Below are 21,669 nucleotides of genomic sequence, written 5' to 3'. Positions count from 1 at the left end.
CCCCTCCCTTCTTTCCGCCATGTCCGATCTGATTGTTTTCAACAAACCCTACGGCGTCATCTGCCAATTCAGCCCGCACGAAAAGCACCGCACGCTGAAATCCTTCATCCCCCTGCCCGGCGTTTATCCCGCCGGCCGGCTCGACACCGACAGCGAAGGGCTGCTCCTGCTCACCGCCGACGGCCGCCTGCAGGCCAAAATCGCCGATCCCAAACACAAAACCGTCAAAACCTATTGGGCACAAGTGGAAGGCAGCCCCGACGAAGCCCGCCTCAATCTGCTGCGCCACGGCGTGGACCTAGGCGATTTCGTTACCCGCCCCGCCCAAGTGCGCGTATTGGCGTCAGCGGAAAGCGCCCGTTTGTGGCCGCGCCAGCCGCCGGTGCGCGAGCGCAAAACCGTGCCCGATTTCTGGCTGGAAATCCGCATCAGCGAAGGCAAAAACCGCCAAGTCCGCCGCATGACCGCCAAAGCGGGCTACCCCTGCCTGCGCTTGGTGCGTGTGGCCGTCGGCCGCCTGAACCTGTTCGATTTGGTCCTGCCTTTAGGCGAATGGCGTGCCATGCCGCATCAGGCGCTCTATTGATTGTTGCATCTCGGCTTTTCGGGCTACCTGAAAGCCGAATCAACCATAAAAAACCGCACTTCATCCGACATGAAGTGCGGTTTTAATTGGCTTGCGCTTAAGCAATGCTGTCGGGAAGCGTGTGACGTTGTTCTACCGGCTCGGCTTCCAGCCTGCCGTCGCGCATGATCAACACCCGGTCGAAGCGGCGGGCCAAGGTGTCGTCGTGGGTCACCACAATCAGGGCGGTGCCCAGTTCGCGCTTGAGTTCCAACATCAGCTCGAACACATGTGCCGCATTGTGGCGGTCGAGGTTGCCGGTGGGCTCGTCGGCCAACAGGCAGGCCGGACGGGTCACCAAGGCGCGGGCGATGGCGGCGCGTTGGCGTTCGCCGCCGGAAAGCTCGCCCGGGCGGTGCAGCATGCGCGCTTTGAGACCGACTTTTTCCAGCATCTCGGCCGCCTGCGCCTCCGCTTCGGCTTTGGGCCGGCGAGCCACCAACAGCGGCATCATCACGTTTTCCAAAGCGGAAAACTCGGGCAGCAGGTGGTGGAACTGATAGACAAAGCCCAAATGGCGGTTGCGCAGCGCGCCGAGTTCGGCCTGATTGAGGCGGCTGAGCTGTTGGCCGCGGATCAGCACCTCGCCGCCGCTGGGCGTGTCCAGCCCGCCCAAAATATGCAGCAGCGTGGATTTGCCGCTGCCGGACGCGCCGATGATGCCCACGCCTTCGCCTGCGGCTACCTGAAAATCCACCGACGAGAGCACGTCCACTTTCAACAAACCGTCGGCATAGGTCTTGCTCACGCCGCGGCATTCGATCACGGTTTCTTTATTCATAACGCAAAGCCTCGGCAGGTTGGGTTTTCGACGCACGCCAACTCGGATAGAGCGTCACCAGGAAAGACAGGCCGAGCGAGATGGCCACAATCACGGCCACATCCGACCATTTCACCTGCGAGGGCATATAGTCGATAAAGTAAATGGCGGAAGTCACCAGCTTGCGGCCGGCCAGGGTTTCGATGCCGGCCACGATGTGGCTCACATTGAAGGCAATCAAAAGGCCGAACACCACGCCCCAGAACGTGCCGATTACGCCCAGCAGCGAGCCCTGCACGAAAAAGATTTTCATGATGCCGCGCGGGGGCACGCCCAGGGTGCGCAAAATGGCGATGGCCGACTGCTTTTCGGTTACCGTCATGATGAGGGTAGAAATCAGGTTGATGGAAGCCACCAAGCTGATGAAAAACATGATGATGAACATCATGCGTTTCTCCACCGCCACCGCTTGGAAATAATCGCGGTTTTGGAAAGTCCAGTCGCGCACCATGATTTTGTCCTGCTGCGCCGCCGGCACCATGGTGCCGCTGATTTCGGGCGCGTTTTCCGGCTGTTTCAGCCGCACTTGCAGGCCGACATCGGCGTCGCCCGCGCGGTAAAGCACTTTGGCGTCGTCAATGTGGATCACCGACAGGCTGTTGTCCACCGCGAAAATGCCGGTGTCCACCACCGCCACCACGGTAAACTGCTTCATGCGCGGCACCATGCCCACCGGCGTCACATTGCCGTCGGGCGAAATCAGGGTGACTTTCTCGCCTTCGTTCACGCCCAAATGCTCGGCCAGACCGCGGCCCAGAATCATGTCAAACTCGCCCGCGCGCAGGCGTGCATAGTATTCGCCGGGAAATTTGCTGCCGTATTCCGACACCTTGTTTTCTTCGGTCGGGTCGATGCCTTTTACCTGCACGCCCTGTACTTCGCCGGCATTGGCCAACAGCGCCTGCCCGCTCACATAAGGCGCCACGCCGGCCACATGGCGGCTTTGCTGCGCCACTTCGGCCAGGCCGTGCCAGTTGTCGTCTTCCTCCGGCAGCAGATACATCATCTGCATATGCGGCGTCACTTGCAGCAATTGGCCGCGTACTTCTTTCTGAAAGCCGTTCATCACCGACAGCACCACTATCAGCGCCATCACCCCCACGGCGATGCCGAGTATCGAAATAATGCTGATCAGCGACACAAAACCGCTGCGCTTTTTGGCCCGCAGATAACGCAGGCCGATCCAAGTTTCCAAAGAAGCCATCATCTGATTTCAGGTAGCCTTTCGTGTGGGCGGTTTCGCCGCCCGATTGCAAATAGGGGCGCATTGTACCCGAAAACTGCGGCAGCACCGATGCCGGATGACTGCTTCGACGCCGAAACATCCGTCAGGGCTGCCCGCAAGGCTTGAGCCGGCTGATGCCCGAAACGCAAACAGGCTACCTGAAAACCTTTCAGGTAGCCTGTTGCCAAGCCATTGCGGCTTTACAGCGAGTAATACAGCTCAAATTCCAAAGGATGGGGCGCCATGCGCAGGCGTTTCACGTCTTCAGACTGCAAAGCAATGTAGCTGTCGATCCAGTCTTTGCTGAACACGCCGCCGCGCAGCAGAAACTCATGGTCGGCTTTCAGCGCGGCCAAAGCTTCTTCCAAAGAGGCGCACACGGTGGGCACCAGTGCGTCTTCCTCCGGCGGCAGATCGTAGAGGTTTTTGTCGGCCGGATCGCCGGGGTGGATTTTGTTTTGAATGCCGTCCAAACCCGCCATCAGCAGGGCGGCGAAACACAGATAGGGGTTGGCCATCGGGTCGGGGAAGCGCGCTTCGATGCGGCGGGCTTTGCTGCTGTTTACCGACGGAATGCGGATGGAAGCCGAGCGGTTTTTGGCGGAATAAGCCAGCTTGGTGGGGGCCTCGAAATGCGGCACCAGGCGTTTGTAGGAGTTGGTGGTGGGGTTGGTGATGGCGTTCAGCGCCTTGGCGTGTTTGATGATGCCGCCGATGTAGTACAGCGCCATCTCGCTCAAACCGGCATAGCCGTCGCCGGCAAACAGGTTTTGGCCGTCTTTCCAGATCGACTGGTGCACGTGCATGCCGCTGCCGTTGTCGCCCATCAGCGGTTTGGGCATGAAGGTGGCGGTTTTGCCGAAGTTGTGCGCCACGTTCCAAATCACGTATTTCATGTCCTGGGTCCAGTCGGCGCGTTTGAGCAGGGTGCTGAATTTGGTGCCGATTTCCATTTGGCTGCCGGTGCCCACTTCGCCGTGGTGCACTTCCACCGGAATGCCCACTTCTTCCAGCACGTTCACCATGGCCGAGCGCAGGTCTTGGCCGGCATCCACGGGGGCAACGGGCGCATAGCCGCCTTTCACCATCGGGCGGTGGCCGGTGTTTTGGCCGTCGAGGTGTTTGCCGCTGCTCCAGGCCGCGCTTTCGGAGGTGATGGCAAAACGCGCTTGGTGCATCTGGGTTTCGAATTCGATGCCGTCGAACACAAAAAATTCCGGCTCGGGGCCGAAAAATGCGGTGTCGCCAATGCCGGAGGATTTCAGGTAGGCTTCGGCGCGGCGGGCGATGGAACGCGGGTCGCGGTCGTAGCCCTGGCCGTGGGCCGGGTCGATCACATCGCAGGTAAGCACCACGGTGGGATCGTCGTAGAAAGGATCAATATAGGCTGTGGCCGGATCGGGGCGCAGTTGCATATCGGAAGCCTGAATGCCCTTCCATCCGCCGATAGACGAACCGTCGAAAGCCTGGCCGTTTTCAAACCATTCTTCGGGGTCGTCCAACACCACACGGGCGGGCACGGTGAGGTGGTGCTGCTTGCCTTTGGTATCGGTAAAACGCAAATCCACGAAGCGGACTTCGTGCTCTTCAATCAAGCGGATAACTTCGGAAATGGACATGTGGTGCTCCTGGATCGGAAAAAACGCCGGCCTGCGTCGGCTTTGAGACGGAAAACGGGGCTGATTTTGCCACAGATACCGTGGAAACTGAATGCTGCGCCGCAAAATTTTCCAAGCGGCCACCAAGCAACAGAATAAGGATTTGATGCGCTGAATGAAAAAGCCGCCTGCCGCCGGCGCCTGCTTCCCTTGTGGCCGCCTCCCTTCCCCACACACAGGCGGCACCGTGCAAGCAGGTATGCTGCCGCACCGCCGCATTCCAAACCGGCGGCAGATTCCGTTTGCCCGCCTCCGCCGCCACCGCTACAATGCCGTCATTGCCCCGCAACCTCAAAAAGGAATAACCGTGATTGCCAAAAGAATTTTTGAAGAAATTTCCGCCAAATTAGGCGACACCATCGAATCCAGCCCGGTAAAAGACGTGGAAAAAAACGTGAAAGCCATGCTCGGCAGCGCGTTTAACAAAATGGATTTGGTAACCCGCGAAGAATTCGACATCCAACAGCAGATTCTGATCAAAACCCGTGAAAAACTGATGGCCTTGGAAGCACGCATCGCCCAACTGGAGGCCGCCGCCCAAGCCGATCAGCCGACACCGGCAGCAGAAGAAACCGCCGCCGAATAAAACAGTCGGCCACACAAACAGGCTACCTGAAAGTCAGCCGCCTTCTGCGTGGCTGACTTTCAGGTAGCCTTTTGTAGCCTTTTGGCTGCCGAAAGAAGAGTGAAGACCTGCGATATCTGTGCCAAATCCCTAGATACAAATGCCCTTAAAACGCAGCAGTGAACGAGCGTAACCGCCAGGAATCCCCGTGGAGGGCCAAATATCATCCGCCTGAAACCGCCAGCACGACCACTGTCTAACCCTCAACTACCCACTCGGCGACAGCCAGGCGCACTTTAACGCCCTGCCTTTCTTGTAATTTGCCGAACATCATGCCGTCCCGTCTGATGCGCCGAATACCGCCTTCCGACAACGAGGGCAACAGCCTCCGGATTCATCAGCCCGTTGCATTTGGCACTTCTGAAAACGCAGGGCCAGCGTCAAACTGAGCTCGGTAGCGGCATCGATACTGCAGCTCTCATAACCAACGGCGACTAGCGGTGGGAGCCGCTCACCATCTCCAGCAAAAACAGGCGACAGTCGAGATTGCCGTTGTAGAGCGGGATTTTGCGCTTGGGCGACAGGCGCATCAGTTTGGGCATGTCGCGGTCGGCGGTGAACATGCCGGCCAGCCAGCCGGCGTAATGCTGCTTCAGCCAGCTGCCCAATTGCGGATACAGCGCGTGCAGCGCCTGCACCTCGGCCAAGCGCACGCCGTAAGGCGGGTTGGACAGCAGAATGCCGTGTTCGCCGTTGGGACGGGTGTCACACACGTCCAGGCAGTCGAATGCCACCACCGCTTCCAACTGCGCCGCACGGGCATTGGCTTGGGCGGTGCGGATTAAGGCCGCGTCATTGTCGCTGCCGGCAAGCGGCATCGCTGCCGTTGGCAGAATGTCGGCCTCGGCGGCTTGGCGCAAACGCTGCCAAAGGGCGGCATCGAAATTGTTCAGCCCTTCGAAGCCGAAGCGGCGGTGCAGGCCGGGCGGACGACGGGTGGCGATGAGGGCGGCTTCGATCACCAGCGTACCGCTGCCGCAAAACGGGTCTTGGAAGGGTTGGCTGCCGTCGTAGCCGGCCAACAGCAGCAGGCCGGCGGCGAGGTTTTCGCGCAAGGGCGCGCTGCCGGTGTCTTGGCGATAGCCGCGTTTGAACAGGGCTTCGCCGCTGCTGTCGATAAACAGGCGGGCGTCCTGCTCATCGAAAAAGGCGTGGATGCGCACATCGGGCGCGGCTTTGTCCACACTGGGGCGGGCTTGGCAATATTCGCGGAAGGCATCGCACAGGCCGTCTTTCACTTTCAAGGCGGCAAAATCCAAACTTTTCAGCCGCGCACGGCGGCCTTCGGCTTTGATTTTGAAGGTTTGCGCCACATCAAACCATTTCGCCCAAGCGATGCTGCGCGCCAAGGTGTAGATGTCCTGCTCGTTGCGGTAGCGGCTTTTGCCCAGCTGGATGAGCACGCGGCCGGCAGTGCGGGCGTGCAGATTGAGGCGGTAAACGGTTTCCAATGTGCCGCGGCAGTAGGCACCGCCGTCTGCGGGCCGAACGTCGCTGCCGCCGCAGGCGGCCAGCTCGGCGGATAAGACGCTTTCCAAACCGCGCGGGCAGGTGGTGAACAGGGTATAAGTGGTCATGGGATATTGGGAGAATGTGGTTTCAGGTAGCCCGAGGCGGCTCCTTGGCAAGCGCTGCGGCGGTATTGGGCGCCCAATCGGCTTCGGCGGGCTTATCCCGCACGCACAAAGAAAATGTGCGCAAGCTGCCAATCTGGTTGTCCGCCACGGCCGTGGCGTGGAAACGGGAAGAGAACGGCTATCGGCAAGCGGCCGGCTGTATTGGGCCGAATATGCCGGTCAGGAATCCGGCGTGGGGGCTCTGCCTGCCCTACTCTTTCAGTGATCGCCTTCGGGCCGGCTGCTGCGGTAGTATTCCCATTCGTCAACGGTTCGGCCGTCGGGCAGATGGCAGACGCCGTATTCGTTGCCGTATTCGTCTTGCCGGATTTCGGTTTGCCCGCCCTGCTTGGCACAATGGGCGCTGGCGGGATTGACGGCTTCCAGCGGCAGAGCCGGCTGTTGGGCGGCGCAGGCGGCTAAGGCAAAGGCGGCTAATGCGGCATACAGCTTGTTCATGGCGGATTCCCGGCGGAAAAAGGTTTTTCAGGTAGCCTGAGGCAATGTGCAGGCTACCTGAAACAAGGGTTATTGCTCAACAAAGGCGCGTTCGATCAAATAGTCGCCGCGCTGGCCCATTTTCGGCGACACGGTGAGACCGAAGCTGTTGAGTACGGCGGCGGTGTCGCGGTTCATGGAGGGACTACCGCAAATCATGGCGCGGTCATCTTGCGGGTTCATCGGCGGCAGGCCGATGTCGGCGAACAGCTGGCCGCTTTTCATCAGGTCGGTGAGGCGGCCTTGGTGTTCGAAAGGCTCGCGCGACACCACGGGGTAGTAGATGAGTTTGTCGCGCACCAAATCGCCAAGGTATTCGTGTTCGAACAGCTCTTTGGTGAAGCGGTCGTAATAGGCAAGGTCTTTTTTCAGGCGCACGCCGTGCACCAGAATCACTTTTTCAAACTGCTCATATACATCGGGGTCTTTGGTGATGCTGAGGAAGGGGGCGATGCCGGTGCCGGTGGAAAGCAGATACAGGTGTTTGCCGGGGTTGAGGTCGCCGAGGATCAGGGTGCCGGTGGGCTTTTTGCTGATCAGGATGTCGTCGCCCACTTTCAAATGCTGCAGGCGGCTGGTGAGCGGACCGTCGGGCACTTTGATGCTGAAAAATTCGAGATGCTCTTCCCAGTTGGCGGAGGCCACGCTGTAAGCGCGCATCAGGGGTTTGCCGTCCACCATCAAACCCACCATGACAAATTGGCCGTTGTCGAAACGCAGGGCGTCGTCACGGGTGCAGGTGAAGGTGAAGTAGTCTTCGGTCCAGTGGTGGACGCTCAATACTTTCTGAACATTGAATGCTGCCATATTGTCTTTCCGAAATCATACGAAGTTACGAAATAAGGGGAGGGTGCGCCAAAACCATAAAGCGCACCGTCGTCAAAATATCGGGCTACCTGAAAGGCGGGAGCAAACTGTTTTCAGGTAGCCTCTACATTGCTTGGCCGGACTTCCTGCTGTTCGTGAAACTGCATGCGGTGCAGATCGGCATAGCGCCCGCTGCGCGCCAACAGCTCGGCGTGTTTGCCCTGCTCCACAATCCGCCCCTCGTGCATCACCACGATATTGTCGGCCTGTTCGATGGTGGAGAGGCGGTGGGCGATGACGATGGTGGTGCGGTTTTCCATCAGCTTTTCCAAAGCGGCCTGCACCAGGCGCTCGGATTCGGTGTCCAAAGCGCTGGTGGCTTCGTCCAAAATCAGAATCGGCGCGTTTTTCAGCAGGGCGCGGGCGATGGCCAAGCGTTGGCGTTGGCCGCCGGAAAGTTTGAGGCCGTTTTCGCCGATTTCGGTGTCCAAGCCCTGCGGCATGGCCTCGATAAACGACCAAGCATTGGCGGAGCGGGCGGCGGCTTCGATTTCGCTGCGCTCGGTATCCGGCCGGCCGTAGGCAATGTTTTCGGCCACCGTGCCGTTGAACAGCACCACGTCTTGGCTGACCAAGGCCATTTGTTCGCGCAAGGAAACCAAGCTGTATTCGCGGATGTCGCGCCCACCGATGTGCACGGCGCCGGCGGTGGGGTTGAAAAAGCGCGGAATCAGGTTGGCCAGCGTGGTTTTGCCGCAACCGGATGCGCCCACCAAAGCGACCACGCTGCCCTGCGCAATGGTGAGGCTGATGCCGTTGAGGCTGCTGCGGGCGGCGCCGTCGTAGCGGTATGCCACGGCTTTCAGTTCGATGTCGCCGGTTTGCGCAGGCAAAACGGCCTGCCCTTGGTCTTCTTCGGCCGGCTCGTCGAGAAAAGTAAACACGCTCTCCGCCGCCGCCAGGCCGCGCTGCAGGGAGGACATGATGCCGGTCATCCGCTTGATGGGGTCGAACATCATCAGCATGGCGGAAAGGAAAGACATGAAATCGCCGGCGCTGAAGGCGTCTTCGGCGGCGCGGCTGGCCGCCAGATAGAGAATGGCCGCCAAGGCAGAAGCAATCATCAACTGGGTGATGGCGGTATTCATGGAATTGGCCGCGGTCTGTTTGACACCGTTGCGGCGCACGCTGACGGCGGCTTGGTCGAAACGGCGGCTTTCGTGCGCTTGCCCGCCGTACACCTTGATGACCCGCGCCCCGTCTATGCTTTCGTTGAGCACCTGTGTCATCAGCCCCATGTGCTGCTGGTTTTCGCGCGACAAGGTACGCAATCGCTTGCTCACCTGACGCACGCACCAGGCCACAATCGGCAGTACGGCAAACGTGATCAGGGTCAGCTGCCAATCCAAATACAGCAGTAGACACAGCAAACCGATCACCGTCACGCCGTCCTTGGCGGTTACCGTGATCACGTTGAAACCCGCTTCGGTGATTTGGCTGGCATCGTTGAGGATGCGCGACATCACGCGGCCGCTGGAATGGTTGCTGAAATAAGCGGAAGGCAGCGCCAACATTTTGGCGAACATCTGGCGACGGATTTGCTGCACCAAATGGCCAGACAGATAGCTGGTGCTGTATTCGTTGATGAAATTGGCCACCCCGCGCAGGATAAACAGGCCGATGATCGCCGCCGGCACCCAACGCATGGCTTCAATATTCTTGGCCACAAAGCCTTCATCAATCAGCGGTTTGAGCAACCAGGCAAACAAAGGCCCTGTGCCCGCCACCACAATCATGGCCGCCACCGCCACCGTAAAAATGCGCCAATATCCCTTCAGATAGGGAAACAGGCGTCGGTAGAGGGCAAAGCCGTTGTGTTCGGGTTGGGACATAGGAAAGAGGGAGAAGGCTGGCAAAGGCGCGATTGTAAGCCAAAAGCGGCAGGGCAACAATGTATCGCGGCACCAGTAAGATAAAAACTCTAAAGCCTGTTGACGTTTGGCCGATGCAGCGGTTTTGTGGGGAAGAATTGACGCCTAGGAGGCTCTCACTCGAAGAGGGCGGTTTGATACGCTGTGCTAATCAAACCAGCCAACGCAGCAAGAAGGTGCATCTTGCGCGCATTTCTGCCGAAGTCAGCGGAGTTTTTTTACCCAAATACCGCCGTGAGGCGGATGCTCAACCGGCCCTAACGCAGCAAAACCTTCAGCAGCAGGCGGAACACCCGGCCGTAAGGCGGCGCCAGCAGGCCCATGCTGTTGAAGCGGGCTTGGTAAAACACCGGTTTCAAATGCGAAAACGTATCGAAGCCCGCTTGACCGTGGTAGGCACCCATGCCGGAAGGCCCGACGCCGCCGAAGGGCAGATTGTCCTGGGCAATGTGCAAAAGCGTATCGTTTACCGTGACTCCGCCGGCCACACTCTGCCGCAACACCCGCTCAATCTCCTTCGGATTGCGGCCGAAAACATACAGTGCCAAGGGGCGCGGACGGGCGCGGATGTAGGCCAGCGCATCGTCCAGGCTTTGATACCCCACCAGCGGCAGCAAGGGGCCGAAAATCTCCTCCTGCATCAAACGGCAATCCTCCGGTGCGTCCCACACCAGATAAGGCGGCAGCAGGGTCGTGCCGCTTTCGCCTTCGGCAGATGCGCCGAGCGCCATCACTTGCGCCCTGCTCTGCTGCGCCTGTTTCAGGTAGCCTGTAAGGCGCCGGTGCTGATCGGGGTTGATGATGCGGCTGTAATCGGGATTGTCCGCCAACTGCGGGTAATGCGCCGCCACCCATTGCTTGGCGGCGGCCACAAAATCGGTTTTGGCCGCTTCGGGCAACAGCACATAATCTGGGGCGATACAGGTTTGGCCGGCATTCACCAGTTTGCCGCTCATCACCCTGGCCGCCGCGGCGCGGATATCCGCGTCTTCCAACAACAAAGTGGGCGATTTGCCGCCCAATTCCAAGGTCAGCGGCGTCAAATGCTCGGCGGCGGCACGCATCACTTTTTTGCCGATTTCGGTAGAGCCGGTAAACAGCAAATGGTCAAACGGCAAGGCCGTGAATGCGGCGGCGGTATCGGCACCGCCGCACACCACCGCCAATTCGTCTTCCGCAAAATAACGGGGGGCGGCATCGGCCAGCCAGCGGGCGAACGCCGGCGTGAATTCCGATACTTTCACCATGGCGCGGTTGCCGGCGGCAAACGCACCGGTCAGCGGCCCGGCCACCAAATACAAGGGGTAGTTCCACGGCGAGACAATGCCCACCAGTCCCAAAGGCTGCGGCAGAATGCGGCTTTTACCCGGCCAAAAATACCACTCGGTCGCCACTTTGCGCGGCCGCATCCATTTCTTGCCGTGTTTGAGGGCATGGCGGATGCCGGCCAAGGACGGAAACAGTTCCAGCAAATCGGTTTCGTGGCGGCTGCGGCCGGAAAAGTCGGCATCAATCGCCTCGGCGATGGCCAAGCGCTGTTCGCGCAGCATTTTGGCCAGACGCTGCAAGCGGTCTTGCCGCAACAGCCAAGGCACTTCGGTTTGCGCATCGGCCGCCCGGCGCAGGCGGTCAAATAGGGCGGATAGGTTTTCAGGCGGCATCGGCGGCTCCTGCCGGGTGTTTGGGCGGCATCCGGCTAACAGCCGCTTCGGCCATTGCGGCAATGGTCAGGCTGGGATTGACGCCGAGGTTGGTGGAAATATTCGATCCGTCAATGATGTAGAGGTTTTGGTAGCCGAACACACGATGGTCGCGGTCGCATACGCCCTGCCGGGGCGAATCGGCCAAGGCGGCGCCGCCCATGCAGTGTGCGGTAGCCGGAATATTCAAAAAAACATCCGACAAACAGGCAAACGCCTCGCCGCCGTGTTGTTGCGCGGCGCGGAAGGTAAAGTCGCTGGCGGCGGGAATCGAAGCAGGAATCGGCGCGCCTTCGGTGGCCAGCGTGCGGGAAAACGGCCACCAGCGGCGCCGCTTCCACACCATGCGCAAAGGCTGCGGCGCCGTCTGCATGCACAAAAACACCACCGACTCGCGCGCCATGTTTTTCGGCCGCAAGGCCCGCCACATCCGCTGCGGGCGCGTTAGCCAAGCCCAGGCAAAGGCCGCCAGCCAGCGGCGGACACTCAACCGGCCGGCCAGGCTGTGGTTCATCAGCGTCCCCAACAGGCTGACGATGTTGGAGCCGTCGGGGAAACGGGTGGCTTCGATGTGGGTGCCGTCGGGCAGATGGATGCCCGAGCCGATGGCGATGCCGCGCGAAAAGTCTTCGCTGCAGCCGGGGAAACGGATGCCGATCAGCGATTCGGCATTGGTGAACACATGGCGGCCGAGGGCATCGGAGAGCTTGGGCAGGCAGCCCTGTTCTTTCATGGCAAACAGCAGTTGTTGGGTGCCCAAACTGCCGGCCGACACAATCACCTGCGCGGCGATGTAGTGCCGTTCAGGTAGCCTGTGCGGCTTGACGGTGATGCGGTAGCCGGCGCTGCCGTCCGCCGCCGCGCCCAAAGGCTCGATGCGCAGCACGCGGGTTTGCGGCAACACGCGCACGCCGAGCCGTTCGGCCAAATACAGATAATTGTAGTCCAGCGAATTTTTCGCCCGGTGGCGGCAGCCCACCATGCAGCCGCCGCAAGCGCAACACGGTTGCCGTGCCGGCCCATTGCCGCCGAAATAGGGGTCGCCGTCCACCATCTTCTGAGCGTGTTCGTCTTGCCCGCCGAAGTACACCGCCACGCGGGTGCGGTAAAAACTGCCGCCGATGCCGTTTTCGTCCGCCAAACGCTGTAAGAGGCGGTCGGCATCGGCCAAAAGCGGATTGTCGGTTACGCCCAACATCTGCTGGGCGGTGCGGTAGTGTGCGGGCATTTCCGCCGCCCAATCGCGCAAACCCGCCCAGGTGCCTTGCCGCCAGACTTCCTGCGGCGGCACCAGCAGCGTGTTGGCATAGGTAATCGAACCGCCGCCCACCGCATTGCCGTGCAGTACCAGCATATGTTTGAACAAGCGCAAAGAAAAAAAGCCGCGGCAGGCCAAGGCCGGCAGCCACAAGAAGCGGCGCCAGTCGCCCGTGCTTTGGGGCATGTTCTCCGACGTGATGCGCCGCCCCTGCTCGGCCAGCAGCACGCGGTAGCCTTTCTCGGCCAACCGCAAAGCGGAAACGCTGCCGCCGAAGCCGGAGCCGACAATAAAACAATCGGTATCGAAGCCGTTTTCTGTCATCCCGTTGTCCATCTGTTTTCAGGTAGCCCGGCTGCCTGAGACCGTCGCAGCCGAGCCCGTCTGAACACTTACTCGGCGGCCAAACCGGCCAGCGCCTGCTGTAAATCGGCAATCAAATCGTCGGCATATTCCAAGCCCACCGCCAAACGCAGCAGGCCATCGCCGATGCCGGCGGCCTGTTTGGCTTCCGGCGTCATTTTGCCGTGGGTGGTGGTCCAGGGATGAGTGATGGTGGAGCGCACGTCGCCCAGATTGGCGGTTTTGGAAAAAATTTCCACGCGGTCGATTACCTGCCAGGCCGCCTGCTGCCCGCCGCGCACTTCAAACGCCACCACAATGCCGCCAGCCTGCTGCTGTTTGGCCGCCAAGGCCGCCTGCGGGTGATCGGGCAAGCCGCTGTAATACACGTTTTGCACTTGCGGCTGTGCACCCAGCCATTCGGCCAGCCGCTGCGCGTTTTGGCATTGGCGCTCTAGGCGCAGCAGCAGGGTTTCGCTGCCGCCGAGCAGCACCCAGGCATTGAAGGGCGACAGCGCCAAACCGGCGGCATTCACATACAACGCCATCTGTTTCACCAAATCGGCGCGGCCGCACACGATGCCGCCCAGTACCCGCCCTTGTCCGTCCACCGCCTTGGTGGCCGATTGAATCGCCAGATCGACACCGAAGGCGAGCGGCTGCTGTAAAGCGGAGGAGCAGAAACTGTTGTCCACCGCCAGCAAGGCGCCGCAAGCGTGCGCCATTTCGGCCAGCGCCGCCAAATCGGCCACTTCGTTGAGCGGGTTGGACGGGGTTTCCAGAAAAAACATTTTGGTATTCGGGCGGATGGCGGCCTGCCATTCGGCCAAATCGGTTTGCGACACCAGCGTGATCTCGATGCCGAAACGGCTCACGTGGCCGGTGAGAAAACCCATGGTGGTGCCGAACAGGCTGCGGCTGGCGATCAAATGGTCGCCGGCGCTGAGAAAGGTGAGGATGGCGGCCTGCACCGCGGCCATGCCGGTGGCGGTGGCGATGCCCGCCTCGGCGCCGTCCAATACCGCCATGCGTTTTTGAAAGGCGGCCACGGTGGGGTTGGCGGTGCGCGAATAGGTAAAGCCTTCTTTCTGTTGGGCAAACAGGGCGGCACCGTCGGCGGCGCTGTCAAACATAAAACTGCTGCTCAAAAACAGCGCCTGATGGTGTTCGTTATAAGCGGTTTGTTCTTTGCCGGCGCGCACGGCCAGGGTTTGCGGATGGAGTTTGCGGGTCATGTTCGAATCTTTGATGGTTCAGATGGTGTCAGGCTTTTCAGGTAGCCTGATGTTGCCGATGAGGCTACCTGAAAAGCCCGAAGCATACCTTTTTTGTACATCGTGGGAAACCGTTGCCGCAGCGGCGGGCCAATAAAACGGCTGCCGCAAGCGGCAGCCGTGGTCTGTTACCGAAAACAGGCGGCTTAAGCGCGTTCTACGGCCAGGGCCACGCCCATGCCGCCGCCGATACACAAGGTAGCCAAACCTTTTTTCGCGTCGCGGCGCTGCATTTCGTGCAGCAGGGTTACCAATACGCGGCAGCCGGAAGCGCCGATCGGGTGGCCCAGCGCAATCGCCCCGCCGTTGACGTTGACTTTGTCCAAATTAAAGCCCAGCTCTTTGGCCACGCCCAAGGCTTGGGCGGCAAAGGCTTCATTGGCTTCGATCAGGTCCACTTCGTCCAGGCTCCAACCGGCTTTGGCCAGGGTTTTCTTCACCGCGCCCACCGGGCCCATGCCCATGATTTCGGGCGCACAGCCGTCCATGGCGTAGGCTTTGATTTTGGCCAGCGGCTTCAGGCCCAGCTCGGCGGCTTTCTCGGCAGACATCATCAGCACGGCGGCGGCGCCGTCGTTGATGCCGGAAGCGTTGGCGGCGGTAACGGTGCCGTCTTTCTTAAAGGCCGGACGCGGTTTGGAGATGGTTTCGATGGTGGCGCCTTTTTTGATGAATTCGTCGCTGTCGAACACAATCGGATCGCCTTTGCGTTGCGGAATGCTCACCGGCGTGATTTCGTCTTTAAACTTGCCGGCGGCTTGGGCGGCTTCGGCGCGGTTTTGCGAAGTCAGCGCCAGCTGGTCTTGCTCTTCGCGGCTGATGCCGTATTTTTCCACAATGTTTTCGGCGGTGATGCCCATGTGGTATTGGTTGTAAACATCGGTCAGGCCGTCGTACACCATGCTGTCCACCACTTTGCCGTCACCCATGCGTTGGCCGTTGCGCATGCCGGGCAGCAAATAGGGCGCCTGGCTCATGTTTTCCTGGCCGCCGGCGATCACGATGTCGGCATCGCCCAAGGCAATCGCTTGCGCCGCCAAGTGGGTGGAACGCAGGCCGGAACCGCACACCACATTGAGCGTAGAACAGGGCACGGTATTGGGCAAGCCGGCTTTCAAAGCGGCCTGACGGGCGGGGTTTTGGCCCACGCCGGCGGTCAGCACCTGACCGAGGATGACTTCATCCACCGCTTCGGGCTTCACGCCGGTTTCCTCCAACAAGGCTTTGATTACAGTCGCACCCAACTCAGGGGCGCCGACGCCGGCCAAGCTGCCGGAAAAATTGCCGATGGCCGTGCGTTTGGCGGCCACAATCACCACTTCTTTCATCTTTCAATCTCCTTTAATTCGGGGTTCAGTCGGGCGGGCTGAGCCGCCCCCGGCAAGATCGGAATGCCGAAAGCCGCGCTGATTTTAGCGTATAAATTCGACTGCGTGTAAACCTTTCTTAACCGATTCGCCATGCGAATCCGACACTTCCGTCCGGCCACCCGACGCTGCTTCCCGCGCGTGTTATGATGCGCGCTTTCAGATGGGAGAAACCGCCGCCATGCCGGGAGAATTCGACTTTATCCGCCGCCACCTGCAGGCCATGCCGCAGCAGGATGCCGACGTGCTGCTCGGCATCGGCGACGACGCCGCCATCGTACGCCCGCGTGCCGGTTTCGACCTTTGCTATAGCAGCGACATGCTGCTGGCCGGACGGCATTTTTTCGCCGACGTCGCCCCCGAAGACCTGGCCCATAAAATTCTGGCGGTGAATATTTCCGACATGGCCGCCATGGGCGCCGTGCCGCGTTGGGTGTTGCTCAGCGCCGCCCTGCCCCACCTGGAAGAAAACTGGCTGCAACGCTTTTCAGGTAGCCTGTTTGGCATGCTGAAACAATACGGCATCAGCCTGATTGGCGGCGACACCACCCGCGGCGACTGGGTCTTCAACATCACCATTATCGGCGAAGTGCCGCAGGGCCAAGGCTTGCGCCGCAGCGGCGCACAAGTGGACGACGATATTTGGGTATCCGGCCGCGTCGGCCTGGCCGCCGCCGCGCTCAACCACATCTGGCAGCGCGTGAGGCTACCTGAAAACCTGTTGGCCGACTGCGAAGCCGCCCGTCTGCGCCCGCAACCGCGCGTGGCGCTCGGCCAAGCCCTGCTGCCGCTGGCACACGCCGCGCAAGACATTTCCGACGGCTTGGCGCAAGACTTGGGCCACATTCTCGCCGCCTCGAAAGTCGGCGCCCTGCTGGAGGCCGACCGCATTCCCACCCTGCCCGGCCTGCGCGACTGCCTGCCCGAAGCGCTGTATGACGACTTTATCCTGGCCGGCGGCGACGACTACGAACTGCTCTTTACCGCCGCGCCCGAACGGCGCCCCCATATTCTCGCCGCCGCCGAACACAGCCGCACCCCGGTGGCCCGCATCGGCCGCATTACCGACACAGGCTACCTGAAAACCGTGCGCACCGATGGCAGCGAACTCAAACTGGCCAAACAAGGATACGACCACTTTGCCTAAAACTGCCCCCGCTTTCCGTCCCACCTTCCGCTGGCTGCTGCGCCGGCCCGTCTGCCTGCTCGGCTTCGGCTTCGGCAGCGGTCTCGCCCCCGTGGCGCCCGGCACCTTCGGCACCCTGCCCGCCCTGCCCATGGTCGCCGGGCTGATGACGCTGGGCATCCATGGCTGGGGGCTGGCCGCCATCGCCTTGCTGCTGTTTGCCGCCGGCATCCCCATCTGCAACCGCACCGAAGCCGCGCTGGGCGTGCACGACTACGGCGGCATCGTGTGGGACGAAATCGCCGCCATGCTACTGGTGTTGGCCTTCACCCCGCCGCATTGGGCGTGGTGGCTGGCCGCTTTCGGCGTGTTCCGCCTGTTCGACGCCGTCAAACCGCCGCCCGTTCGCTGGTTCGACCAACGGGTCGGCGGCGGCTTGGGCGTGATGCTTGACGACCTCATCGCCGCCCTGCTCACGCTGGCCGTCTTGCAGGGCGCGGCTTATTTGTTACAATGACTGCCGTTTCTTTTGGCCAGACACCCAGATGATCATCGAAATCGGCATTCAGGTAGCCTCCGAGTACCGCCCCGACCTCAGCGACGTGATGCGCGACCGCTATGCTTTCGCCTACCACATCACCATCCAAAACCGCAGCCCGGAAACCGTTACCCTGCGCCGCCGCCATTGGGACATCACCGACGCCCACGGCAAACGGCAAACCGTAGAAGGCGCCGGCGTGGTGGGCGAACAGCCGCGCCTGCTGCCCGGCCAGATATTCGAATACAGCAGCTCGGTCATTCTCGACGCCCCGTGGGGCGAAATGAGCGGCCGCTATCTATTTGAAATTGCCGACGGCAGCCAAGCCTGGGCGCCCATCGAGCCCTTCTCGCTCAAAGCCGAATTCACCCTACAATAAACCCACAAAGGAGCCCTCATGAACGACCTGACCCAACAACTCCTGCTCACCGGCATCGGCGGCTTTCTGATCGGCACCGGCTTCACGTGGCTGCTCACCCGCGCTAAAAAACAAGACAAAACCGAATTGGATGCCGCCCGTCAGGAATTGCAAACCTACCGTCAGGGAGTCGAGCGCCACTTCATCGACACCGCCGATGCGGTAGACGAACTCACGCGCAGCTACCAAAAAGTCTTTACCCATCTGAGCCGTGGCGCCGAAACCCTGATGAGCCAGGAAAGCTACCGCAGTCAGCTGGAAAAACGCAGCGGACAGGCCGTTACCCTCGCCTACCTCAGCCAGCAAACCGCCGATACCGCCGCCGAGCAGGCCAACCCCGACACCACCACCCCGGCCGACCCGCTGCCCACCGACGTGCCCGAACTGCCGCAAAACCGTTTGGACGACATCAATGCCGCCAGCAACGCCGCTCCGGTATTCGACACCCGCCCGGCTGAAGCGAACGATATACCACCCAACAGCTTGGACGGCATCAACGCCGCCAGCAACGCGGCACCCGTTTTCGACGCCCCGCCCGCTCAGGCCGAAACTCCCGCCAACAAAAATTAGGTGCACCGCTTTTTCGAATCCATTCTGCAAATAAATCGGGGCTGCTCTAAGGCAGCCCCAGTTTTTTACTTTCACCTTCACCGCAAAAATGGATTGGGCTGGCCCAGTTTGTCACCAATAAAATCCATAAAACTGCGAACCTTCGCACTCAGATACTGCCGGTCGGCATAAGCCGCATAAAGCGGATGGGAAGGCATCGAATAATCGGGCAGCAAACGAACCAATCTACCTTGGGCCAAGTCATCGCAAATCAAACAGTCTGGTCCGTAGCCTATGCCCCGCCCCGCCAAAATCATCTGATAAACCATGACGCTGTTGTTGCTGGTAAACACGGGCTTCAGCCGTAATTCCTCACTTTCGCCGCTGATCAGGTGGCGAAGCGTGCGCACCCTCATATCGACATATTCAGGCAAAACAGCAGGACAGGCTGCCGCTTGTGCCAAAGTTTTGGGTAGGCCGTAACGCTCGACAAAACTTGCCGACGCACACAGCAACATATTGACCGTGCCAAGCCTGCGTACGATCAGAGAGGGCGAAGGTTCGTCAGATGCACGTAAAGCAAGGTCGAATCCGTCGCCCACTAAATCTTTGTGCCGGTTGTCTAAAACCACTTCCAAGGTAATATCGGGAAACGCTTCGGAATATTCGTTCAACCAACGGGCAAATTGCGAGGAGGCAAACCACACCGGTGCCGTCAGCCGCAATAAACCCTGAGCCTGTTCTACACCGGAGGCCGCCTTCTGAGCGGCCTGCTCCAAGGTATCCAGAGCATAGGCACATTGGCGGTAATACTCGGCCCCCGCTTCCGTTAAACTCAAACTGCGGGTATTGCGCAGCAAGAGTTTTGCGCCAATACTGCTTTCCAAATGGCGCACATGCTTGCTGACCATGGCCGCAGACAAATCCATTCGTTGCGCCGCTTTAGTGAAACTGCCGTTTTCAACTACTTGGCGAAAAACTTTCATGCTTAAAAAAGTATCCAAAATCGCTCCTTGAGCCAGGGGCCATTGATATTTGTCCGGGCGGCGGAGTTTGTTGAGGAAAATTTTTTCGCCGGCCGGTCACACCTGTCCGTACAGCAAGACTGGGCATCTTAACAAGCTTTTCAGGCGGCGTAGGCGGAAATTTCTGAGCCCAGCGCCACAACGATAATTGAGGACACGCCCTCAATGATGCTCCAACCATCAAAACTGATTTGATTATTACTGTGCAGTTTCCTTAAACAACGCTACTGTAACATGCCTAAAAGATGACCCACTCACCGCCACCATATCCTCACAACCCGCAATGGACATTGATCTAAGCGCGCCTACCCATCTCTCGTCTAAGCAGCCGAAACGGACATTGTTCTCCTTTATCCTATAAATTGAAATCTTTATTTCAGGTAGCCGACTGATTTTGACCGTTCAGCCCGGAACAAACTTCACGGTTTGGTACAAGAAACAAAATGACGCACTTGCGGCGGGTTCTCCCCTTGGTGGAAACGGCGGATGGCGTCCTGCAGGTCGGCGTCGCTTTTTGACACGCGCTGGTGTTGACGCAGGTGTTCCGCCCAGGATTCGACCAGGAACCATTCCAGCATCAGGGTCGGATCGGCGGTGTCTTCGCTCACGCCCCATTGGTAGGCGCCGTCGCGGCGGCGTTCGCCGGAAAGGGCGGTAATGGCCTTGAGGAAATCGTCACGGTCTTCGGGGCGGATGCGGTATTCGATTTGAATCAGCACCGGGCCACGGTCGTTGGCGGGGCGCGAGGCGGTGAGCGGTTCGGGCCAATGGTTGGAGGGGCTTAAGTCGCTTTCGCCTTGCGGCAGTTTGATGCGGTGCGCAATCAGGGCGGAAACCACCAATGCCGCCGCGCCGGCCAGCAGGGTATAGGGAATGCCGATCAGGCTGGCGACGCTGCCCCAGAGCAGGCTGCCGGCGGTCATCGCGCCGTTGAATACGGTGAGGTATACCGCCAGCGAGCGGCCGCGCACCCAGTTGGGCAGAATGCTTTGCGCCACGCCGTTGAGGGTGGTCAGCGCGGTAATCCACGCCGCGCCGAGCAGCAGCAAGACGGCAATGGCCAGCCATTTCGGAGGGGCGGCGGCCAACACGGCCATCACCGACGCGGTGACGCCTGCCGCCAAAAGCAGCAAGCCGTCGGCGCTCAAGCGGCTGCGCAGGCGCGGCATGATGACTGCGCCGATAATTGCGCCCGCGCCGACCGCGCCGAGCAGGATGCCGTAAAAACCGGCGCTGCCGTTTAGGAGCTGGCGTGCTACCAGGGGCAGCAGCGCCCACACCGAGCTGGCGATGGCGAAGAACACGAATGCGCGCAGCAAGACGATGTGCAGCTCGCGGCTGGCGCGCACATAGCGCAAGCCGGCGCGGAATGCGCCGCCGAATTGTTCGGACAGCTCGTCGCGCTGGGTTTTCGGGCGCTTCCACCACAACAGGGCGCAGATGACGAACACATAGCTCAACACGTCCGCGCCGTAGGCAAATGCCGCACCGGCGCTGGCGAGAATCAGCCCGCCGAGGGCGGGGCCGATGGCGCGGGAAATGTTCACGCCGAGGGAGTTCAGCGCCACGGCGTTTTTCAGGTCTTTTTTCTCCACCAGCTCCGGCACGATGGCCTGCCAGGTCGGCCCCATCAGCGCGGCGCCGATGCCACCCAAGAAGGTAAAGACAATCAGCGAGATAACGGACTGCATGCCGCTGGCCGAGAGCAGCATCAGGCCGGCGCTGACGCTGGCAAGGAGAATCTGGATGCCGATCAAAAATTTGCGGCGGTCGAGAATATCGGACAGCACGCCGGCGGGAATGGCAAGCAGAAATACCGGCAAAGTGGCGGCGACCTGCACCATGGCAACGGCGGCGGGCGAAGGCGACAAATCGGTCATCAGCCAGGCGCTGGCGACATCGCGGATAAAGCTGCCGGTGTTGCCCAAAATGGTGGCGATCCACAGCACCACAAACAGGGTTTGCCGCAAGGGGGCGAAGCTGCTGCCGGCAGTATTGGCGGCAGGAGGAGGGGTTTGGGTCATGGTTGTCTCGGGTTGGTAAAGGATAAATGCGTGTGTCGAGGGGGCAGGCAGATAGGGCTACCTGAAAAAGCTGCGTGGCTTTAGGGTGGGTTAGGTGCAAAGCACCATCACCCGGCAAGCATTTCAATCATTGCGCCGGGTGACGCGGCTGCGTCGCTAACCCGGTCTACATTTGATTTTATAAAACCTGAGCTCGGGATAAGAGGGTGATCATTTTGAACTATTCATCAAAATTTTCTGTGA

20 protein-coding genes are annotated in these 21,669 nt (G+C 60.3%); 7 read left to right on the top strand and 13 right to left on the bottom strand.

All coding sequences use genetic code 11. The annotated features are described in order from the left end of the window. Positions 1 to 19: 19 nt before the first annotated feature. Complete coding sequence (locus H3L94_RS05210) at positions 20 to 586, top strand: pseudouridine synthase (RefSeq protein WP_182122954.1); 567 nt, start codon at positions 20 to 22, stop codon at positions 584 to 586. A gap of 97 nt (positions 587 to 683) precedes the next feature. Here H3L94_RS05210 and lolD read toward each other — a convergent pair whose 3' ends face one another. The 3 genes from lolD to glnA all read right to left on the bottom strand — a co-directional run bounded on the left by lolD (position 684) and on the right by glnA (position 4,289). Then, positions 684 to 1,406, bottom strand: a complete 723-nt coding sequence (lolD, locus tag H3L94_RS05205) for a lipoprotein-releasing ABC transporter ATP-binding protein LolD (RefSeq protein WP_182122953.1) — start codon at positions 1,404 to 1,406, stop codon at positions 684 to 686. Further along, positions 1,399 to 2,649 (bottom strand): lipoprotein-releasing ABC transporter permease subunit, encoded by a 1,251-nt coding sequence (locus tag H3L94_RS05200; protein ID WP_182123108.1) that lies wholly within the window; start codon positions 2,647 to 2,649, stop codon positions 1,399 to 1,401. The genes lolD and H3L94_RS05200 overlap by 8 nt, the downstream gene beginning before the upstream one ends. 221 nt (positions 2,650 to 2,870) lie before the next feature. Further along, the gene (glnA, locus tag H3L94_RS05195) at positions 2,871 to 4,289 is read right to left on the bottom strand and encodes a type I glutamate--ammonia ligase (protein WP_040659992.1); all 1,419 of its coding nucleotides are present in this window, start codon (positions 4,287 to 4,289) and stop codon (positions 2,871 to 2,873) included. A gap of 346 nt (positions 4,290 to 4,635) precedes the next feature. Between glnA and H3L94_RS05190 the strand changes: the two genes are divergently transcribed. Beyond that, a complete protein-coding gene (locus H3L94_RS05190; protein ID WP_040660655.1) occupies positions 4,636 to 4,914 on the top strand; it encodes an accessory factor UbiK family protein in 279 nt (92 codons plus the stop codon). 473 nt (positions 4,915 to 5,387) lie between these two features. On the opposite strand, the gene H3L94_RS05185 is transcribed toward H3L94_RS05190, so the two are convergent. From H3L94_RS05185 to H3L94_RS05155, 7 genes are all read right to left on the bottom strand, one after another. Continuing rightward, a complete protein-coding gene (locus tag H3L94_RS05185) occupies positions 5,388 to 6,530 on the bottom strand; it encodes a THUMP domain-containing class I SAM-dependent RNA methyltransferase (protein ID WP_182122952.1) in 1,143 nt (380 codons plus the stop codon). Positions 6,531 to 6,788: 258 nt separating this feature from the next. Continuing rightward, on the bottom strand, positions 6,789 to 7,028 hold the full coding sequence (locus H3L94_RS05180; protein ID WP_182122951.1) for a putative hemolysin: 240 nt from the start codon (positions 7,026 to 7,028) through the stop codon (positions 6,789 to 6,791). Positions 7,029 to 7,097: 69 nt separating this feature from the next. After that, entirely contained in the window at positions 7,098 to 7,874 is a 777-nt protein-coding gene (locus H3L94_RS05175) for a ferredoxin--NADP reductase (RefSeq protein WP_009118072.1), read from the bottom strand. 113 nt (positions 7,875 to 7,987) lie between these two features. Continuing rightward, positions 7,988 to 9,766: a lipid A export permease/ATP-binding protein MsbA gene (gene msbA, locus H3L94_RS05170; RefSeq protein ID WP_182122950.1), complete on the bottom strand. Its 1,779-nt coding sequence runs from the start codon at positions 9,764 to 9,766 to the stop codon at positions 7,988 to 7,990. Between the two features lie 296 nt (positions 9,767 to 10,062). Next, entirely contained in the window at positions 10,063 to 11,466 is a 1,404-nt protein-coding gene (locus H3L94_RS05165) for a coniferyl aldehyde dehydrogenase (protein WP_182122949.1), read from the bottom strand. Next, complete coding sequence (locus tag H3L94_RS05160; RefSeq protein WP_182122948.1) at positions 11,456 to 13,087, bottom strand: GMC oxidoreductase; 1,632 nt, start codon at positions 13,085 to 13,087, stop codon at positions 11,456 to 11,458. The genes H3L94_RS05165 and H3L94_RS05160 overlap by 11 nt, the downstream gene beginning before the upstream one ends. Positions 13,088 to 13,155: 68 nt before the next feature. Continuing rightward, a complete protein-coding gene (locus tag H3L94_RS05155) occupies positions 13,156 to 14,340 on the bottom strand; it encodes an O-succinylhomoserine sulfhydrylase (RefSeq protein WP_182122947.1) in 1,185 nt (394 codons plus the stop codon). Here H3L94_RS05155 and H3L94_RS05150 point away from each other — a divergent pair. Next, positions 14,339 to 14,476 (top strand): hypothetical protein, encoded by a 138-nt coding sequence (locus H3L94_RS05150; RefSeq protein ID WP_182122946.1) that lies wholly within the window; start codon positions 14,339 to 14,341, stop codon positions 14,474 to 14,476. The genes H3L94_RS05155 and H3L94_RS05150 overlap by 2 nt on opposite strands. A gap of 49 nt (positions 14,477 to 14,525) precedes the next feature. Here H3L94_RS05150 and H3L94_RS05145 read toward each other — a convergent pair whose 3' ends face one another. Next, positions 14,526 to 15,707, bottom strand: a complete 1,182-nt coding sequence (locus H3L94_RS05145) for an acetyl-CoA C-acetyltransferase (protein WP_182122945.1) — start codon at positions 15,705 to 15,707, stop codon at positions 14,526 to 14,528. Between the two features lie 202 nt (positions 15,708 to 15,909). Here H3L94_RS05145 and thiL point away from each other — a divergent pair, with 202 nt between their 5' ends. The 4 genes from thiL to H3L94_RS05125 are packed head-to-tail and all read left to right on the top strand — an operon-like array spanning position 15,910 to position 18,398. Then, positions 15,910 to 16,893 (top strand): thiamine-phosphate kinase, encoded by a 984-nt coding sequence (thiL, locus tag H3L94_RS05140; protein WP_244958843.1) that lies wholly within the window; start codon positions 15,910 to 15,912, stop codon positions 16,891 to 16,893. After that, positions 16,886 to 17,389 (top strand): phosphatidylglycerophosphatase A family protein, encoded by a 504-nt coding sequence (locus H3L94_RS05135; protein WP_182122944.1) that lies wholly within the window; start codon positions 16,886 to 16,888, stop codon positions 17,387 to 17,389. Before thiL ends, H3L94_RS05135 begins: the two co-directional genes overlap by 8 nt. A gap of 28 nt (positions 17,390 to 17,417) precedes the next feature. Beyond that, positions 17,418 to 17,789, top strand: coding sequence for a Co2+/Mg2+ efflux protein ApaG (gene apaG / locus H3L94_RS05130; protein ID WP_009118083.1), 372 nt, complete (start codon positions 17,418 to 17,420; stop codon positions 17,787 to 17,789). Between the two features lie 18 nt (positions 17,790 to 17,807). Then, complete coding sequence (locus H3L94_RS05125) at positions 17,808 to 18,398, top strand: Z-ring associated ZapG family protein (protein WP_182122943.1); 591 nt, start codon at positions 17,808 to 17,810, stop codon at positions 18,396 to 18,398. A gap of 77 nt (positions 18,399 to 18,475) precedes the next feature. On the opposite strand, the gene H3L94_RS05120 is transcribed toward H3L94_RS05125, so the two are convergent. Both H3L94_RS05120 and H3L94_RS05115 read right to left on the bottom strand, forming a co-directional pair. After that, on the bottom strand, positions 18,476 to 19,381 hold the full coding sequence (locus H3L94_RS05120; RefSeq protein ID WP_182122942.1) for a LysR family transcriptional regulator: 906 nt from the start codon (positions 19,379 to 19,381) through the stop codon (positions 18,476 to 18,478). 440 nt (positions 19,382 to 19,821) lie between these two features. Continuing rightward, positions 19,822 to 21,426 carry an MFS transporter gene (locus H3L94_RS05115; protein WP_182122941.1) on the bottom strand — a complete coding sequence of 535 codons (1,605 nt, stop codon included), beginning with the start codon at positions 21,424 to 21,426 and terminating at the stop codon, positions 19,822 to 19,824. Between the last annotated feature and the right edge of the window lie 243 nt (positions 21,427 to 21,669).

This window comes from Neisseria shayeganii (assembly GCF_014054965.1).
Classification (GTDB): domain Bacteria; phylum Pseudomonadota; class Gammaproteobacteria; order Burkholderiales; family Neisseriaceae; genus Eikenella; species Eikenella shayeganii.
This window is presented reverse-complemented; position numbering and strand designations above follow the sequence as displayed.

What these genes read in the sequence shown, in the direction of transcription:
- H3L94_RS05210 (WP_182122954.1), top strand. Translation starts at nt 20, where the DNA reads ATGTCCGATCTGATTGTTTTCAACAAACCCTACGGCGTCATCTGCCAA.
- lolD (WP_182122953.1), bottom strand. Translation starts at nt 1,406, where the DNA reads ATGAATAAAGAAACCGTGATCGAATGCCGCGGCGTGAGCAAGACCTAT.
- H3L94_RS05200 (WP_182123108.1), bottom strand. Translation starts at nt 2,649, where the DNA reads ATGGCTTCTTTGGAAACTTGGATCGGCCTGCGTTATCTGCGGGCCAAA.
- glnA (WP_040659992.1), bottom strand. Translation starts at nt 4,289, where the DNA reads ATGTCCATTTCCGAAGTTATCCGCTTGATTGAAGAGCACGAAGTCCGC.
- H3L94_RS05185 (WP_182122952.1), bottom strand. Translation starts at nt 6,530, where the DNA reads ATGACCACTTATACCCTGTTCACCACCTGCCCGCGCGGTTTGGAAAGC.
- H3L94_RS05180 (WP_182122951.1), bottom strand. Translation starts at nt 7,028, where the DNA reads ATGAACAAGCTGTATGCCGCATTAGCCGCCTTTGCCTTAGCCGCCTGC.
- H3L94_RS05175 (WP_009118072.1), bottom strand. Translation starts at nt 7,874, where the DNA reads ATGGCAGCATTCAATGTTCAGAAAGTATTGAGCGTCCACCACTGGACC.
- msbA (WP_182122950.1), bottom strand. Translation starts at nt 9,766, where the DNA reads ATGTCCCAACCCGAACACAACGGCTTTGCCCTCTACCGACGCCTGTTT.
- H3L94_RS05165 (WP_182122949.1), bottom strand. Translation starts at nt 11,466, where the DNA reads ATGCCGCCTGAAAACCTATCCGCCCTATTTGACCGCCTGCGCCGGGCG.
- H3L94_RS05160 (WP_182122948.1), bottom strand. Translation starts at nt 13,087, where the DNA reads ATGACAGAAAACGGCTTCGATACCGATTGTTTTATTGTCGGCTCCGGC.
- H3L94_RS05150 (WP_182122946.1), top strand. Translation starts at nt 14,339, where the DNA reads ATGTTCGAATCTTTGATGGTTCAGATGGTGTCAGGCTTTTCAGGTAGC.
- H3L94_RS05155 (WP_182122947.1), bottom strand. Translation starts at nt 14,340, where the DNA reads ATGACCCGCAAACTCCATCCGCAAACCCTGGCCGTGCGCGCCGGCAAA.
- H3L94_RS05145 (WP_182122945.1), bottom strand. Translation starts at nt 15,707, where the DNA reads ATGAAAGAAGTGGTGATTGTGGCCGCCAAACGCACGGCCATCGGCAAT.
- thiL (WP_244958843.1), top strand. Translation starts at nt 15,910, where the DNA reads ATGGGAGAAACCGCCGCCATGCCGGGAGAATTCGACTTTATCCGCCGC.
- apaG (WP_009118083.1), top strand. Translation starts at nt 17,418, where the DNA reads ATGATCATCGAAATCGGCATTCAGGTAGCCTCCGAGTACCGCCCCGAC.
- H3L94_RS05125 (WP_182122943.1), top strand. Translation starts at nt 17,808, where the DNA reads ATGAACGACCTGACCCAACAACTCCTGCTCACCGGCATCGGCGGCTTT.
- H3L94_RS05115 (WP_182122941.1), bottom strand. Translation starts at nt 21,426, where the DNA reads ATGACCCAAACCCCTCCTCCTGCCGCCAATACTGCCGGCAGCAGCTTC.